Consider the following 16026-nt stretch of genomic DNA (forward strand, 5'->3'; position numbering starts at 1 on the left):
AATTATTAAAGGCACAAAGAAATATGAACTCTGTACCTTTAATGTTTACTTTAAGTTGTTACTCAACGATTTTTGATAGGTCGTAGAAATAGAAATTTTTATTGTCATTCATAGCAACAAACAGTCCATTTTTAAACGTTTCGTTTAAATAGCCCGTGTAGGCCTCACATCCGTCAGTCTCTAGAGTTCCCAGATTCTTTGCATATAAAAACTCATTGGTTTTTCTATCAAAAACATTAAAGGTATGTTCCTGCTGATCTGACACAATAATATAACCTTCACCGTCTTTATAAGAAGCAATGGCTATCCCTTCTATATCTCTATTAAATGTGTCTCCACCAAAACAGGAAACCTCTTCATTACTTGCATCTGGCTCAGCCATATACTTTCTAACACAGCTCATTTCATCAGAATAATAGATATAGCCTAACTCGCTATCTACTGCAATCGCTTCAATTTCCTTTTTCCCACTAAAGTTACCAAACTCACGTACCAACTTGAACTCTAAATGATCTCCTCCAGGAATTAATTCAAATTGATGCAAGTAGTTTGTTGAAGGTCCATTTTTTCTTCCCACAACTGCATAGACCTTCTCACTTTTTGGTGATTTGTAAATAGAAATTCCCATAGGTAAATTCCATTCATTCTCTAATGTATCTTGAAACACTTTAAACCCTCCCTGATCTAAGGGTTTCATATCAGGAATAGAAAATACACGTATTTGCTCACGCTCTCTTTCTGTAAAAACAAGTATATCTGTTATGGTCGAATCATTGATTTTCACATCGTAAGCTACATCGACATTATTTGGACGTTTCATTCCACGCAAGGTCTTCTCCTCAATAATCTTCCCTTGCAAATTAAAAGCGTAAATGGCTCCATTGGTATCTTTATCGGTTCCAAAAACAATACTTTCTTCTGTATTTTCTTTATTCACCCAAATAGCAGGATCATCTGTATCATGCAAAGTACTTTCTGTGATAATATCAGGAGCTATTTCTACTAAATTAGGTTTACATGAGAATATTAAGCTTATTAACCCTAGGGTTAATAGGCCTTTTCTCATTTGTTTACTTTTTAAATAAATCATATTTCAATCCAAAGGTTAATCTTTTTTCATAGTATTCCATCTGCATGGTTCTTCCTTTTACCCCTTGGTAGTAACGTAAAGGTTGATTGGTGATGTTATTTAAGCTCGCATAGACACTTAGATTTTTAGATAATGCTACATTAGCATTAAAATCTAAGAAGAATTGCTCATCATAGTAACGATCTTCAAAAGCGCGTCCACCGATTTCATCGATGTAAGAATCAGAATAGTTGGCAGATAATCTCAAACTAAATCTCTTTCCAGCGTATCCTAAAGATCCGTTGAACATATTAGGAGCTGTGTTAGGAAGATCTAAATCAGTTCTTTCTTCCCCATCTTCATTGTAAATTCCATCAGCATCAGACTTTAAATAGGTATAGTTTAAATACACACTGAAATTTTTAGCAAACCCAGGCAAGAAATCCAATCTTCTTTGGATAGAAACTTCAGCTCCAAAGACTGTTGCTCCCTCACCGTTTAATGGCTGATACACCTCATAACCATCAGCATTTTCGGTCTGTCTGGTATAAACAAATTTGTCAATATTCTTATAAAACAACCCTCCAGAAATAATACCTACAGACTTGAAATAGTGTTCTGCCATAAGGTCAAAGTTCATAGATGTAGTTGGGTCCAATTCAGAATTTCCTAAGAATATTTCTTCATCTTCATTATTCACCTCTTGGTAAGGCACTAAGTCTACGTAATTTGGTCTAGCCAAAGTATTGGTCCATGATAAACGAAGAATGGTATTCTCTGTCACATCATATTTTAAGTGCACACCAGGAAGTATGTTTGTATAATCATTTTTGTCTTTCAATACATTGGTTCCTGCATAATCACCGTCTGTATCAAAAATCAATTCATTCCCCTCACTCTCAATTGAGGTATGCTCTAATCTTACCCCAGCTAGGACACTAAATTTATTTGTTATGTTTTGATTTAACATCAGGTATCCTGCATATACATCTTCGTTTACATCAAAATTGGCGGTCAGGTATTCTTCAGGTAAATCTTCACCTTCAAATAAATTAGAATCATATAAGTTCAATCCTCCTAAAAATTCTGAAGATGCAAATGACCCCAATTGGTATTGGCTTCCTGCCAAATAATCCTCATCTGTGTAATTATGGGTTGGAACCATTCCTAACATTTCCAATGCTCCAGTTTCATCAGAATACTCAATAAAACCATTGGTTCTATTCTTATTTTTCATTCTGGTTTTAGCTCCAACTTTTAAGAATCCTTCTTGATTTGAAACAATCGAAACAGGAAATTGAGCATTGACAAAGATGTTGATATCTTCCTCCTCTGTATATTGATTTTCCTCAGTGATTTCATTCAACTCAAACAAGTTATAATCGGCATCAGCTTGACTTAAAGGGGAAAACAAAGGTTTATCTTCATTGTTGTTAAAAGCAATTCCATATTCACTTTCATATTCAATATAACGCTCGTTTAAACGCTCTTCAGAAGCTTTAGCAAAAGATGCCATCCAGTCTAATTTCACTTTACCAATCAAGTGGTCTCCTCCTAGGCTATAGTTTTGCATACGTTGGTCTTCCAGTCTGGCGTTTTGATTTCTATTGTTATCAATACCTCCCTTGGTCTGACGTTTTGCTTCAACTGGGAAACTAGTTAAATTTCCATTACTATCCACGGTGAAATCATCAAAAGAAATATCTTCCCCATCTAAAATTTCATGTTCCAAACGATACCTGTTTTCTCTATCGTCTCTCCAGTTATAAATGGACTTGAAGTAAATGGTGTTGTTTTTATCAAACTTATAATCAAAATTTGCAGAGAAGCTTCTTCTAATACGTTGTACCAAATATTCTCTCATTTCAAACACACTGGCATATGGATTCACATTTACAGCTTCTAAATTGTCTTCATCACCTGCATTATATTCAAATTCATCTTCCCATTCTGCTTCCACGTTATCACTTCCGAAGGCATTGTCATTAAAAGATGCCGAAACCATCCACCCAAACTTGTCATTTTTAGAGCGATCCCCTAATAGGAAAGATCCATTTAAAATTCGCTTGTTGGTGATAAAATTTAAACCTGAACCAGCGGTAGCCGATAAACGGAACCCTTGTGGTGATGTTCTTGTTATTAAGTTAACAGATCCTCCTAATGCATCCGCATCCATGTCTGGCGTCACAGCCTTATTTACCTCAATGGTTTGAATCATATCTGAAGGGATCAAATCCATTTGAACATTTCTGTTATCTCCCTCTGCAGATGGTATTCTAGAACCATTTAACGTTACAGAGTTCAATTGAGGTGCTAAACCACGAACGATAATATTTCTGGCTTCACCTTGATCTACTTGCATGGTTATACCCGGAATACGCTTTACAGCGTCCCCGATATTAGCATCAGGAAATTTCCCTATTTGATCTGTAGAAACAATGTTTGTTATATTCTGTTTGTTTTTTTGTGTGTTCAGAGCCCTTGATTGTCCGCTTAAACCATACCCAGTAATCAATACCTCATCTAATTCGGTATCTTGACCAGAAAGCGTAAAGTTTAAAGTAACCGTCCCAGAAGCAGGAACAATAGCCTCTTGGCTTATATTTTCGTATCCTAGATATTTTACAGTAATGGTATAAGTACCCTCCTGCACATTTAAAATGGTATAGGTTCCATCAAAATCAGAAATAGCTCCTTTGTTAGTCGTTTCTACAATAACGGATGCCCCAGGAACGACCAATCCATTATTGTCTGTAATCATCCCCCTAATAATCCCATTCTGGGCCATCATGGAGTTAGCACCAAAAATAATTAGGCACCAAATAAAAAGATTTTTAAAAAGTAGTTTCATTGTCATTTTTTGTATCAATTAGTTAGACACAAAACTATATTGCCATCTTGGCTTCAAGCTAAAATTAGCGTTAACAAAAAGTGAGTAAACCACCTATTCTGGCTATAAAACAAGGCAACATTAACAAAGGGGTAACATTGAATTAAGTTTGAGGAAACTTTCTATAAATTCACTAAAAAAGACTGGATATCCTCTTTGGAATCAAGTGGCAGTTTTTTTCGCATGCGGTATCTAGCAATTCGAACACTATCTGGAGTAATTCTTAAAATGGAAGCAATTTCCTTTGAAGACAAGTTAAGGCGAAGTAACATGCCGAGGCGTAATTCTGTAGGAGAAAGTTCTGGATTAGCAATAGTATTCAAACGCTGAAAGAAATGAGGATGAATCTGCTCAAAATATCCCGTGAATTCATCCCACTCCTTATCTTTAGATAAATCGAAATCTATTTCCTTTATTAATTCCTCCAATTTCGGTTTTATCATAGCTTGATTTCTATCCTTCAAATTGGTTAGTGTTTTGGAAACGGCATTCAACATTTTGTTTTTATGAGCCAAATGCAAACTATAATTGGTTAAGGCCGAAAGCTTAAAATCTACTTCGCGCTGCAAGGAAGCTTCTTCTGCAGTCTTCCTTTCTAATTCAGCCTGCAATAATTTTTGTTTATAATTAATAATATTGGATTCCTGCTGCTGCCTCTTTTTATAATACAGAAACCATCCTAGCAGTACCGCAAGAACAAACAGACTAATCAATAATAAAACCGTTTGTCTAATGTTATTCAACTCATTCTCTTTACTCAGTAAGGCCAGTTTTGCTTCGTTATCCTTGACGTTATATAAAACTTGGAGCGTATTAACTTGTTGGGCATTTTTTCTTTCAATTTCATTTTCAAAGACCTCTGCATGTTTATTCATATAATTTAAAGCCAAATCGAAACGCTCCATTTTTGAATATGTGCGAGCCATGTCTTTTAAAGCGCTCTCCTCTTGATGAATATTTTTTGTTTTTTGAGACAGTTCTAAAGCCTTCTTGGTATAGAAAAGAGCCTCTTCCAATGCCCCCTTTTTTCTTTTGGAATCTCCTAAATTGTTGATGATATTGATCAAAACATTGTTTGGACTATGCTGCGCCAATTGTTCCGCACGCTGAAAATATTGGAAAGCCATATCATAAGACTCTAAATCTTCATAAACACTACCAATGTTTTCCAAACATATAGCCATTCCTGTACTATCCTTAAGGGTTTCGAAAAGCAAAAAACTCTGATTTTGATAACCCAATGCCTGATCATAGCTCTTTTGCTTTTCGGCCACAGTTCCCGAACGGGCCAATGCCACTGCCTTTCCTTTGTTAAAAGATAATTTTTCTGATAGCATTAATCCTCGAGTCAAATAATCCTGAGCTGTCCCATACTTTTTTAAAGATATATAAACAGAAGCCAATTGATTATTAAGATAAATGGTAGTAGTATCTTCCATTGTTTGACTCACTAACGCTTCATGATAATGTTTAATAGCCTCATTGGCAATGCCCAACCTATCATAAAAATCTCCTAATTTACTTTGAGCTTGAATGAGGCCGTCCAAGTCATGATTCTGTTTTGAAGTTTGAAGTAATTCCTTAAACTCGGAGACTTTGGAAGTCAAGTGCTCCATTTGATAATTTCCTTGTGCCAGAATAGTAGTATGGATAAATAAGCTAAGCAACAAGGATAAGGTTCCTTTTAAAGGAAGAGATAATTTCATGGATATGTTAAAGTAAAATATCCAAAGAAACAGTTTCAATGTTACTTAAAAATGATAAGAACATTAAATAATAGAAAACAAAAAACCCTTTCAAAATTGAAAGGGTTTCCAGTTATATTGAAAAAGAGCTGTAATTATGCTTCAAATGGAACAATTGAAACATAAGACTTGTTGTCTTTTTTCTTTTCAAATTTCACGATACCATCAACTTTAGCGTGTAAAGTATGGTCTTTACCAGCGTATACGTTTTCACCTGGATGGTGAGCAGTACCTCTTTGTCTTACGATAATGTTACCAGCGATAGCCGCTTGACCACCAAAAATCTTAACTCCTAATCGTTTCGATTCTGATTCTCTACCGTTTTTCGAACTTCCGACTCCTTTTTTATGTGCCATTTTATTTCGATTTTATTTTGGTTATTAACTTAAAGCTTCGATTAATTCAGCTTTCTTCATTGAAGAATATCCTGAAATATCTTTAGCTTTCGCCATTTCTCTTAATTCAGCAACAGTCAAAGCACTTAAATCTTGAGAAGCTTCAGCTTTAGGAGCCTCAACTTTTTTCTCAGCTTTAGCAGCTGGTTTTGCACCTGAAGCAACGATACTTTCAATAACAATCTCAGTTAATGCTTGTCTGTGACCGTTTTTAACACGGTAACCTTTTCTACGTTTCTTTTTGAAAACGATAACTTTATCACCTTTAAGGTGCTTTAAAACTTTTGCTCCTACTTGAGCTCCGTTTATAGCTGGGGCGCCTAAAGTTACTTTGTCTCCGTCTCCTACCATCAAAACATTATCAAAAGATACTGTTTTACCTTCTTCGGTAGCTAAACGATGAACAAACACTTTTTGGTCTTTTTCAACTTTAAATTGTTGCCCTGCTATCTCTACAATTGCGTACATAGCGTAACGTTTATGTTAATTAATTTAAATTAAAATGTGCCTGCCAGCTGGCTAAGGCGGGTGCAAATATACTGCTAAATAATTAATCTACAAACGTTTTATTCAAATTGACCTATTTTCTTGCTGTTTTTGAAAATTTGCATAAACGATAAGGTAAGCACCACAGTTGAAGCAAAACCTTCAATGAGAATGATAAACAATAACATACCTCCACCGTAATTACCATTTAAAAACTTTTGAAGAATGCTATTCATAAATTCTGGATCCAAATGAAAAAGATAAATGGCCATAAAAATCATAAATAGAAAAGTCCCAATAAAACCAGTAAACAAGCCAGTCTTGAACCCTTCCGTATAATTAAATTCCATACCAGACGCCAACTTATAACTTTTGATGGCGGCATATAAGCCATAGGCCATAATCGCTCCATTTAATATACGTAACCATATATTTTGATGCAACCCGAACAAACGAAGAATCAAAAAATAGCCGATTAGGCCCAATGAAATAAAGAATCCATATTTTACCGAAACTGACAAGGAAGAATCCATTTTGTTTGATTTTTAATTAGTTGTCCATTCAATTTCCGAAAAAAATGTCATTTATTAAAAACTTTATGAACTTATTTACATTTAGCTACATAGTTGTAACATAAATCATAACTTGCATACCAATAGCCAAATAATAAAATAAACAACACATGAAAAAAATAGTTTTTACAGCCCTTATAGCCTTTTTAGGATTCAATTTACAAGCTCAGGAAGCAACACCAACAACTGCTCCAGAAATTAAAGCTGCCCCAAATGGCGTCACAGCCCAAACCGTGTACAAGGAATACATTAAGGCCATTGGAGGCGAAAAGAAATTAAAATCGATTGAGACGGCTGCAATCCAAGGAACCGTTACTATCCCTGGTGCTCCTATGATTATTTCCACCGAAATGAAAATAAAAGTACCTAATAAAGAATACATGGCAATGACCGCCGAGGGCATGGGCCTTTTAAACAAACAAGTATTTGATGGTGAAAAAGGATATGTTGAGCAACAAGGAATGAAAGTAGATCTAACCGAAGAGCAAATCGCTCCAAAGAAAGGAAAGCACACCTTGTTTCAAGAATTATATGCTAAAAGTGATGAGATAGCATTAGAAGGCATCGTTACTGAAGGTGACAAAGAGCTTTACAAAATAAAAGTATTGGATGAAGCCACTAAAAGTTACAGATTCTACAATACCAAAACCCACCTACTGGAAAAAGTGGAAGTAGAAGGCGGCACTGTAAAATCCATAATAGCTTACTCAGACTACAAAGAAATAGACGGAATTTTATTTCCATTCAAACAAGATATGGTCTCTGGAATGCAATCCATCAATATTACATTTACAAGCGTAGTATTTAACGAAGGCGTTACCGACGAAGACTTCAACTAGAAAATACTTTAGTTTAGAGAAGGCCTTTTTAAGGCCTTTTTTATTTATTCTTCCTCTGCGCTAAGTAAACCCCCAATAATATTAGAGCAGAACCAATGATTTGAACCCCACCAAACTTCTCTCCATCTATCACGCCCCAAACCAAAGCAATAACAGGCATCAAATAAGTAACGGAGGAAGCGAATACTGGGGATGACATATGTACCAACTTGTTAAATAATACTTTTGCTACAGCTGTACCAAAAAAAGAAAGGATAACCACATAAATCAGTGATTGTTTTAGCTCAGGATGGTTCAATCTTTCATTTTCAAAAAAACCTGAAAACAAAAGCACTAAAACAGCAGGCAATACAATGGTTGCATAATTACCTACTGCGATGGTTAGAGGTTTTACATGTTGCAAATTCCTTTTAATAATATTCACATTTGCTGCATACATGATAGTCGCCACAATGATAAATGCCGCATACAAATAGTTTTGATCGGGATTCAATTCAGCCCCCTGAAAAATTAAAACAGCTGTTCCCACAAATCCTATCATCACCCCAATCAATTGCCTTTTGGTAGACTTGATATGAAATATAGAAGCGCCCATAATCAGAGTAAAAATGGGCACTAAAGAGTTTAGCATGGAAGCTATAGCGCTATCAATTTCAGTTTCAGCAATAGCAAAAAGAAAAGCAGGCATTAAGGACCCTAAGAAACCAGACAAAGCCAGCCATTTCCAATCTGAGGATGAAATGGTTTTAATACGCTTATATCCCACCAAGAAAAGAAAAAAACCTGTAATGATAGTGCGTAAGGCACCCATTTGAAAAGCCGACAAGCCTAATAGAGATTTCTTTATCAGGATAAATGAAGTCCCCCATATTAAAGAAAGGAGCACTAAATAAAACCACTTATTTTGAGAATTTTTCATCAATTTTTACAAAATGCAAAATTCATATATTTAGGGCAATTAACCGAGAAGAATTCTTAATTTTGTGACATTAAATACTTTAATCAAATGAAAAACTTAAAACATATTTTCGCCATACTTGTTGTAGTAACATTTTTAACCTCTTGTAAAGACAATGTTTCTCCAGAGGTAAAAACGGTTGAAATGGAAACTTCAAGCGAGGTAAAGGAACTTGACCCTAATGCAACATATGCCAAGGCTGAATTCACCATTGAAGGTATGACCTGCGCCATGGGATGTGCTAAAACCATTGAAAACAAAATGGCTCACATGGAAGGCGTCAAGTCGGCCAAGGTAGATTTTGATAAAAAATTGGCCATGGTAGAATATGATGAAGCCAAAGTAACACCTGCATCTCTTGAAGAAACCGTAAAAAAAGCTGGAGAAGTATATGAGGTTAAAGACCTAAAAAAGGTTGAATCCTTTTCATCTGAGACCATGGCTTGTAAACCTGGATGCACTAAAGACTGTTGTGCTGGTAAAAAAGCTGAAGAAAAAGAAACTGCTTCAAATGACAAACCCATGACTTGCAAAGAAGATTGTAAAATGGCTTGTTGTGCACAAAAAGCGAAAGCTTAAAAGTTCAGCATATTAAAGACACACTAAAGCATCCTATTATGGATGCTTTTTTATTTCCACTTAACAGTTTCCATAATATATCTGATATCCTTTTCCAAATAATGAGCTGCAGGAAGAATGGAGTCGTAATTTGGTTTAGCATAAAAGTATAAGGATCCCGTCAGAAAATGGTTGATGCTATCTGTAATATAAAATTGCGACTGTGATGCCGCATTACCCCCAACTTCATAAAACATCCCATAGACCCTACGGTCTTTACTTTCATACACCTGTTCGGAAATCTCATCAGCTTTTCTAGTATGCTCTTGTGTAAATTTTTGGGCATCCCTGAGGTAGGCGATCAACTTGTCCTTGTTTTGGTCTACCCCTTTATAGGTCAAAAATATGGTTCCTTTTAGTTTAGGATAACTCAAATCAATACCAAAACTATTTGTTACGCTATCCAATTGCCTAATTTTCACATCCTCTGCCATAGTATTCTTTTCAAAAGTGAACGGGAGTTTAAGATCTACCTCTTTATAAGTAGCTTCAGGATATTCCAATCGCAAAAATGCATTTGGTTTTGGAACAGGATCATCTTTACAAGAACAGGTGACAATAAATAATATAGCAAGGGACAATAAATTTTTCAACATTATGGCAAGGTAACTTTTAATCGTTTAATACGTTTTTTATCTAATGATTCTATGGTAAAAATATAACCATGATAATTTATTTTTGCTCCCAATTTGGGAAACCCTCCCGAAATTTCCAAAACAAATCCAGCAACAGTTTCAGCTTCCCCCTTTGAACTTTCAAAAATAGTATCGTCTTCTAACTTGATAATTTTATAAAAATCCTTCAACGGTGTTTTACCTTCAAACACATAGTTGTTATTATCCAATTTGGAATAAACGAGGTCTTCATCATCAAATTCATCACTGATATCACCCACAATCTCCTCAATAATATCTTCCAAAGAAATCAATCCTGAGGTTCCCCCATATTCATCCACTACAACAGCTAGATGCACTTTCTTTTCTTGAAACTCTACCATCAAATCATCCAGCTTCTTGTTCTCTGGAACAAAAAATGGCTCCCGTAGTAAAGTCGTCCAATCCAATTGTTTTTTGTCTAAATGAGGAAGTAAATCCTTAACATACAAAACCCCTTTAATGTTATCAATATTGTCTTCATAAACTGGAATTCTGGAATACCCTTGTTTCACTATCCCCGATATAATTTCAGTATATTTTTGATTAATATTGATAGCAAAAATATCTATTCTTGGCCTCATAACCTGTTTGGTATCTGTATTCCCGAAGGAAACAATGCCTTGAAGGATTTTTTGCTCTTCCTTAGTAGTATCTTCCTCACTAGTTAGCTCCAAAGCTTGGGACAATTGGTCTACACTAAAATTTAATTTTTGCTTTCCTAATTTATTATGAATAGCCAATGTAATACTTCTCATTGGAAGACTTAATGGAGAGAAAAACACATCCAGTACACGAAGTGGATAAGACATAAAGGAAGCAAATTTAACTCGATTTCGACTTGCATAAATTTTAGGCAATATTTCGCCAAAAAGCAGGATTAAAAAAGTAACAAGAACAACCTCCAATAAAAATTTTAAAACAGGAGAAATCAATCCAGCAAACAAGAATTCCCCTAAGTAAGAGAACAAAATAACAATACCAATGTTTATAAAATTATTGGCTACTAAAATGGTGGCTAATAATTTTTTAGGTCTTTCAAGCAATTTGGTCAAAATAGGAACGGCATTGGACTTTTCTCCAAAGCCTTCCTCCAAATCGGTTCTACTCAAGGAAAACAATGCTACTTCAGCACCAGAAATCAGCGCTGAACATATCAGCAAAATAAAAAGCAGCACGAAACCTAGGACAATAGAAATATCCGCGGTCAATAAATTGATGATTAAACTCGGGGGTTCAGGGTCCAATTATCAATGGTTTAGTTAGACATATGGTTAGAAAGGAAGATCATCATTATCATCATCTATCATGGGTTCACTTACCTGTGAATCTTGTTTAGGTGCAGATGGCTTGTTTTGAAAATCGCCAGATGGTCTTTCGCTTTCACTCTTTGTGGTCAAAAACGTAAAATCTGTACATTGGATTTCTGTTGAATATCTTTCGTTCCCGTTTTCATCTTGCCATTTTCTCGTTTTTATACGACCTTCAACATAAATACGATCTCCTTTACTTAGGTATTTTTCACAAATCTCTGCCGCTTTGTTTCTCACTACAATATTATGCCATTCGGTGTTGGTAACACGCTCATTGGTTTGCCTGTTGGTATAAGTTTCATTTGTTGCCAAAGGAAACCTACCTACACAACCTCCACCATCAAAATAATGCATTTTCACTTCATCTCCCAAATGCCCTATTAGCATCACTTTATTTAATGTACCTGACATAATTTTCCTGAAATTTAAGTTAGCAAAGTTACATATTTGCTTATGACTACTTTAAATTTAATAAAAATTTATTATTCTTTTAAAACCTCTTGGAAATTAAAGACCTCCAAAAAATTCCCAATTAATATAGGAACTGCATATTTTTTAACTAGATCCCAATTTACGCCCTCAACAGGTAATCTATCAGTTAATACAATCCAAAATTTGGTATAAAGGTGTCTGTGGGATAATTTATGTACGATATCGTCCTCATTATATAGGTATATTTCAGAAACAGTGTTGGATAACAATTCAGATTGATCAACCAAAACTTGAACCTCCTGAACCTTTAAACTTTTTGAAGTTTCCACTAATGGAAATTGATATAAGTTCTTCCAAATCCCTTTACCCTTTCGTTTTTCCAATATGGTTTCATTATCTGAAAGAAAAACTAAAAAATTGAAGTACTTTTTTTCTGGTTTTTTACCTTTAAGTTTTACAGGTAACTCAGAAGTCTTTCCTTCGGCAAATGCCACACAGGTATTCTGAAAAGGGCACGTGTCACAACTTGGGTTTGTTGGAGTGCAATGAAGCGCTCCAAACTCCATTATAGCTTGATTGTGTTTTTCGGGATCCCTTTCGTCCAAAATATCTTGAGCCAAAGCCTTAAAAACTTTAAATCCTTGGGACGTATTAATAGGCGTATCAATTCCGAAGTACCTTGAAAGGAAACGATAAACATTACCATCCAAAACAGCACTTGGTTCCCCAAAGCAAATAGATGCAATGGCACTTGCAGTATAATCTCCTATACCTTTAAGCTTTAATAAACCACCGTAGGTCTCTGGAAATTGACCATTTAATTCATAGGCAACATACTTTGCTGTTGCATGTAAATTTCTGGCTCTAGAGTAATAACCCAACCCTTGCCACAATTTCAAAACCTCTTCCTCAGAGGCATTGGCCAAGTCATAAACATTTGGAAACCTTAAAATAAACCGTTCATAATAGGGTAATCCCTGCTTGATTTGAGTTTGTTGTAAAATTATTTCTGATAACCAAACACGATATGGATCTTTTGTTTTTCTCCATGGCAAATCCCTTTTACTGTTTGAATACCAAGAGGTTAAATTTTTTGTGATAGTCATTTAAGATAAATACGAAAAGCAAAAATAATTGTTTATTTAATTAAATTTTAGTGTTTTAGGTTTGAAGAATTGGATATTTAATTCCTATATTTGCAACCCTTTTAATTTAATAGTAACATAATAAAAATAAATAAAATGACTAAGGCAGATTTAGTAGCAAGAATTTCTGAAAAATTAGGAATTGAAAAAGGTGATGTACAGGCAACTGTTGAATCATTCATGGATGAAGTTAAGACTTCATTAGAAGCTGGAGACAATGTTTATCTTAGAGGTTTTGGTAGCTTTATTGTTAAAACTAGAGCAGAAAAAACTGGTAGAAATATCTCCAAAAATACAACTATTAAAATACCAGCTCACAATATTCCAGCTTTTAAACCAGCTAAAGTATTTGTAGAAGGTGTAAAATCTAACGTAGAAGTTAAATAAACACAGTAATAATTTAAAAAAACGAGTACAACATGCCAAGTGGTAAAAAACGCAAAAGACACAAGGTTGCAACGCACAAGCGTAAAAAAAGAAGACGCGCTAATCGTCACAAAAAGAAAAAATAAGTCAAAAAAGTAGTTGTCTAACTACTTTTTTGGTTTTTTAACCAAAACGTTCTTTGAAAAGAGTTGAGTAAAACGAAACCTTGCGTTTTTAACCAACTCCACGGATTTAAAATCCTGTGAACAAATTATTTTTTAATCCATCTATCATGCTTAGCGTGATGGATAAAAATTAACACAATGAATAAAGAATTGATTATTCGATCTAATTCTGAACATGTTGATTTTGCCTTATTAAAAGATGGAAAACTAATTGAATTACAAAAAGATGAAGGGGGTAATAACTTTTCTGTTGGTGATGTGTTTATAGCCAAAATCAGAAAAGCCGTTCCTGGTCTAAATGCTGCATTTGTAAATGTAGGCTACGAAAAAGATGCCTTTTTACATTATCATGATTTAGGACCAAAACTTCCCTCTCTTTTAAAATTCACCAAACGTGTAAGCACAGGTAAACTAAAAGATTTTTCTCTTAAGAATTTCCCATTTGAAAAGGACATTGATAAGGACGGAAAAATTAACGACGTTCTTAAATCAAACCAATCTATTCTAGTACAAATTGTCAAGGAACCTATCTCAACGAAAGGTCCTAGAATCAGTTCTGAATTATCAATTGCTGGTCGCTATATAGTTTTAGTTCCTTTCTCCGATCGTATTTCTATTTCTCAAAAAATAGAAGATAGAGAAGAGAAAGACCGCTTAAAACGCTTAGTAAAAAGTATTGCGCCGGCTGGATTTGGAGTTATTGTACGAACAGTAGCAGAAGGCAAAAAAGTAGCCGAATTAGATAAAGATTTACAAAATCTTTTAGGTCGTTGGACGGCCATGTGTAAAAAATTACACAAAGCTCATCATCCCAGTAAAGTATTGGGAGAGCTCAATAAAGCCTCTTCAATTATGAGAGATATGTTTAATGACACATTTACAAACATTCATATCGACGATGAGGAGCTTTACATTAAAATCAAAGATTATGTGCAAGAAATTGCACCTAAGAAAGAATCTATAGTTAAGTTACATCAATCCAATGTACCCATTTTTGAAAAATTTGGGATAGAAAGACAGATCAAAACTTCATTTGGTAAAACTGTCTCTATGGCCAAGGGAGCTTATTTAGTAATAGAACACACTGAAGCACTACATGTGGTAGACGTGAACAGTGGAAATCGTTCTAACAAAGCTAAAACCCAGGAAGAAACAGCGTTGGAAGTCAATTTAATTGCGGCATCAGAAATAGCCAGGCAATTAAGATTACGTGATATGGGTGGTATCATAGTCATTGACTTTATTGATATGACAAAAGCTGATAACAGAAAGACCCTTTACAATCATCTTCGAGAAGAAATGAAAGATGATAGGGCAAAACACAAAATATTACCTCCAAGTAAATTTGGATTGGTACAAATTACAAGACAGCGTGTAAGACCTGAAATGAACATTAAAACCCGTGAGGAAAATCCTAACGGCACTAATGGCGAAGAAGTTGAAGCACCAATTGTTCTAGTCCAAAAGATCACCCACGATTTAGAACAAATCTTTAAAAAAGACTATAAAAAGGTAACCTTAAACACACACCCTTTTATAGCAGCCTTTTTAACAAAAGGATTTCCATCAGTACGTTCAAAATGGTTTTTTGAACACAAAAAATGGGTGAAAATTTTACCTAGAGATGCTTACACATATTTAGAATATCATTTTTTAGATAAAAATGGTAAAGAAATCAGATAACAAAAAAGCCCTACCGTTTGGTAGGGCTTTTTTTATGCTCTTATGTTTGGGTTCTCCATCTCCCTATTGGTCCTGTGGACCTCCAGTGGTGATGATAAACTCAGACCTTCTGTTCAATTGGTGCTCCTCCTCGCTGCAGTTGCTTCCGCAATCCACCTTTGGATCGCTCTCGCCCATACCCTTACCGGTGATCCTTGAGGCATCAATGCCCTTGGAGATCACATACTGTACGGTCGTCTTGGCACGTCTGTCTGACAATCTCTCGTTGTATGAGGCAGATCCACGGCTGTCCGTATGTGAAGTCGCGTTGATCACCATATCCGGGTACTTGTTCATCACCTGTACCAACTTGTCAAGTTCAAAGGCGGCCTCTGGCGTGATGTTTGACTTGTCGAACTCAAAGTAGATAGGGTTCAGTACCACTTGGTCCTCTGCAACGATCATCTCGATCGGATCCAGGGCCACATCTACAGTAGTCGATTCATCAAATGTACCGGCAACACTTACCTTTTCGCTCTCATAACCGTCCATGCTCACCTCAAGACCAGACTGCTTGTCGCACTCTACCAAGAAGGTTGCCTTTCCTTCTGCATCGGTCAACTGGGTAAGCAACATGCTCCCCTGGTCATCGTATACAGATACGCTGGCTCCCTGCAATGGCTCCCCGCTCTGGCTGT

At 35.4% G+C, this 16026-nt stretch carries 16 protein-coding genes; 4 read left to right on the forward strand and 12 right to left on the reverse strand.

Annotated features, from left to right (window positions below):
* Positions 1–58: 58 nt before the first annotated feature.
* From GZ212_RS05910 to GZ212_RS05935, 6 genes are all read right to left on the reverse strand, one after another.
* On the reverse strand, positions 59–1066 hold the full coding sequence (locus GZ212_RS05910) for a phytase (RefSeq protein ID WP_166958107.1): 1008 nt from the start codon (positions 1064–1066) through the stop codon (positions 59–61).
* A 4-nt stretch (positions 1067–1070) separates the two neighbouring features.
* On the reverse strand, positions 1071–3920 hold the full coding sequence (locus tag GZ212_RS05915; RefSeq protein ID WP_166958109.1) for a TonB-dependent receptor: 2850 nt from the start codon (positions 3918–3920) through the stop codon (positions 1071–1073).
* Positions 3921–4081: 161 nt separating this feature from the next.
* A complete protein-coding gene (locus GZ212_RS05920) occupies positions 4082–5665 on the reverse strand; it encodes a tetratricopeptide repeat protein (RefSeq protein ID WP_166958111.1) in 1584 nt (527 codons plus the stop codon).
* Between the two features lie 134 nt (positions 5666–5799).
* Positions 5800–6060 (reverse strand): 50S ribosomal protein L27, encoded by a 261-nt coding sequence (gene rpmA, locus GZ212_RS05925; RefSeq protein WP_053971058.1) that lies wholly within the window; start codon positions 6058–6060, stop codon positions 5800–5802.
* Positions 6061–6084: 24 nt separating this feature from the next.
* Positions 6085–6567, reverse strand: a complete 483-nt coding sequence (gene rplU, locus GZ212_RS05930) for a 50S ribosomal protein L21 (protein WP_053971057.1) — start codon at positions 6565–6567, stop codon at positions 6085–6087.
* A gap of 98 nt (positions 6568–6665) precedes the next feature.
* Positions 6666–7118, reverse strand: coding sequence for a DUF4199 domain-containing protein (locus tag GZ212_RS05935; protein ID WP_053972083.1), 453 nt, complete (start codon positions 7116–7118; stop codon positions 6666–6668).
* Positions 7119–7267: 149 nt separating this feature from the next.
* Between GZ212_RS05935 and GZ212_RS05940 the strand changes: the two genes are divergently transcribed.
* Entirely contained in the window at positions 7268–7996 is a 729-nt protein-coding gene (locus GZ212_RS05940; RefSeq protein ID WP_166958113.1) for a hypothetical protein, read from the forward strand.
* A 40-nt stretch (positions 7997–8036) separates the two neighbouring features.
* On the opposite strand, the gene GZ212_RS05945 is transcribed toward GZ212_RS05940, so the two are convergent.
* Positions 8037–8915, reverse strand: coding sequence for a DMT family transporter (locus tag GZ212_RS05945; RefSeq protein WP_166958115.1), 879 nt, complete (start codon positions 8913–8915; stop codon positions 8037–8039).
* Between the two features lie 87 nt (positions 8916–9002).
* Here GZ212_RS05945 and GZ212_RS05950 point away from each other — a divergent pair, with 87 nt between their 5' ends.
* On the forward strand, positions 9003–9533 hold the full coding sequence (locus GZ212_RS05950) for a heavy-metal-associated domain-containing protein (RefSeq protein WP_166958117.1): 531 nt from the start codon (positions 9003–9005) through the stop codon (positions 9531–9533).
* Between the two features lie 50 nt (positions 9534–9583).
* On the opposite strand, the gene gldD is transcribed toward GZ212_RS05950, so the two are convergent.
* The 4 genes from gldD to mutY form a co-directional block, all read right to left on the reverse strand.
* On the reverse strand, positions 9584–10168 hold the full coding sequence (gldD, locus tag GZ212_RS05955) for a gliding motility lipoprotein GldD (protein ID WP_166958119.1): 585 nt from the start codon (positions 10166–10168) through the stop codon (positions 9584–9586).
* Positions 10168–11472: a gliding motility-associated protein GldE gene (locus tag GZ212_RS05960; RefSeq protein ID WP_053971052.1), complete on the reverse strand. Its 1305-nt coding sequence runs from the start codon at positions 11470–11472 to the stop codon at positions 10168–10170. The genes gldD and GZ212_RS05960 overlap by 1 nt, the downstream gene beginning before the upstream one ends.
* A 27-nt stretch (positions 11473–11499) precedes the next feature.
* Positions 11500–11949: a single-stranded DNA-binding protein gene (locus tag GZ212_RS05965; protein ID WP_166958121.1), complete on the reverse strand. Its 450-nt coding sequence runs from the start codon at positions 11947–11949 to the stop codon at positions 11500–11502.
* 71 nt (positions 11950–12020) lie between these two features.
* On the reverse strand, positions 12021–13076 hold the full coding sequence (mutY, locus tag GZ212_RS05970) for an A/G-specific adenine glycosylase (protein WP_166958123.1): 1056 nt from the start codon (positions 13074–13076) through the stop codon (positions 12021–12023).
* 126 nt (positions 13077–13202) lie between these two features.
* Here mutY and GZ212_RS05975 point away from each other — a divergent pair, with 126 nt between their 5' ends.
* Positions 13203–13502, forward strand: a complete 300-nt coding sequence (locus GZ212_RS05975; protein ID WP_304438205.1) for an HU family DNA-binding protein — start codon at positions 13203–13205, stop codon at positions 13500–13502.
* Between the two features lie 302 nt (positions 13503–13804).
* Positions 13805–15349 (forward strand): ribonuclease E/G, encoded by a 1545-nt coding sequence (locus GZ212_RS05980; protein WP_053971048.1) that lies wholly within the window; start codon positions 13805–13807, stop codon positions 15347–15349.
* 63 nt (positions 15350–15412) lie between these two features.
* Here the strand turns inward: GZ212_RS05980 and GZ212_RS05985 are convergent.
* Positions 15413–16026, reverse strand: a 614-nt coding sequence (locus GZ212_RS05985) for an OmpA family protein (RefSeq protein ID WP_166958125.1), incomplete at its 5' end; no start/stop codon positions are given.

This window comes from Mangrovimonas sp. CR14 (genome assembly GCF_011764015.1).
GTDB classification, from domain to species: domain Bacteria; phylum Bacteroidota; class Bacteroidia; order Flavobacteriales; family Flavobacteriaceae; genus Mangrovimonas; species Mangrovimonas futianensis.

Coding starts and splice junctions, on each gene's coding strand:
- GZ212_RS05940 (WP_166958113.1), top strand. CDS start 7,268: ATGAAAAAAATAGTTTTTACAGCCCTTATAGCCTTTTTAGGATTCAAT.
- GZ212_RS05915 (WP_166958109.1), bottom strand. CDS start 3,920: ATGAAACTACTTTTTAAAAATCTTTTTATTTGGTGCCTAATTATTTTT.
- gldD (WP_166958119.1), bottom strand. CDS start 10,168: ATGTTGAAAAATTTATTGTCCCTTGCTATATTATTTATTGTCACCTGT.
- GZ212_RS05950 (WP_166958117.1), top strand. CDS start 9,003: ATGAAAAACTTAAAACATATTTTCGCCATACTTGTTGTAGTAACATTT.
- GZ212_RS05965 (WP_166958121.1), bottom strand. CDS start 11,949: ATGTCAGGTACATTAAATAAAGTGATGCTAATAGGGCATTTGGGAGAT.
- rplU (WP_053971057.1), bottom strand. CDS start 6,567: ATGTACGCAATTGTAGAGATAGCAGGGCAACAATTTAAAGTTGAAAAA.
- GZ212_RS05935 (WP_053972083.1), bottom strand. CDS start 7,118: ATGGATTCTTCCTTGTCAGTTTCGGTAAAATATGGATTCTTTATTTCA.
- GZ212_RS05910 (WP_166958107.1), bottom strand. CDS start 1,066: ATGAGAAAAGGCCTATTAACCCTAGGGTTAATAAGCTTAATATTCTCA.
- GZ212_RS05980 (WP_053971048.1), top strand. CDS start 13,805: ATGAATAAAGAATTGATTATTCGATCTAATTCTGAACATGTTGATTTT.
- GZ212_RS05920 (WP_166958111.1), bottom strand. CDS start 5,665: ATGAAATTATCTCTTCCTTTAAAAGGAACCTTATCCTTGTTGCTTAGC.
- GZ212_RS05945 (WP_166958115.1), bottom strand. CDS start 8,915: ATGAAAAATTCTCAAAATAAGTGGTTTTATTTAGTGCTCCTTTCTTTA.
- rpmA (WP_053971058.1), bottom strand. CDS start 6,060: ATGGCACATAAAAAAGGAGTCGGAAGTTCGAAAAACGGTAGAGAATCA.
- mutY (WP_166958123.1), bottom strand. CDS start 13,076: ATGACTATCACAAAAAATTTAACCTCTTGGTATTCAAACAGTAAAAGG.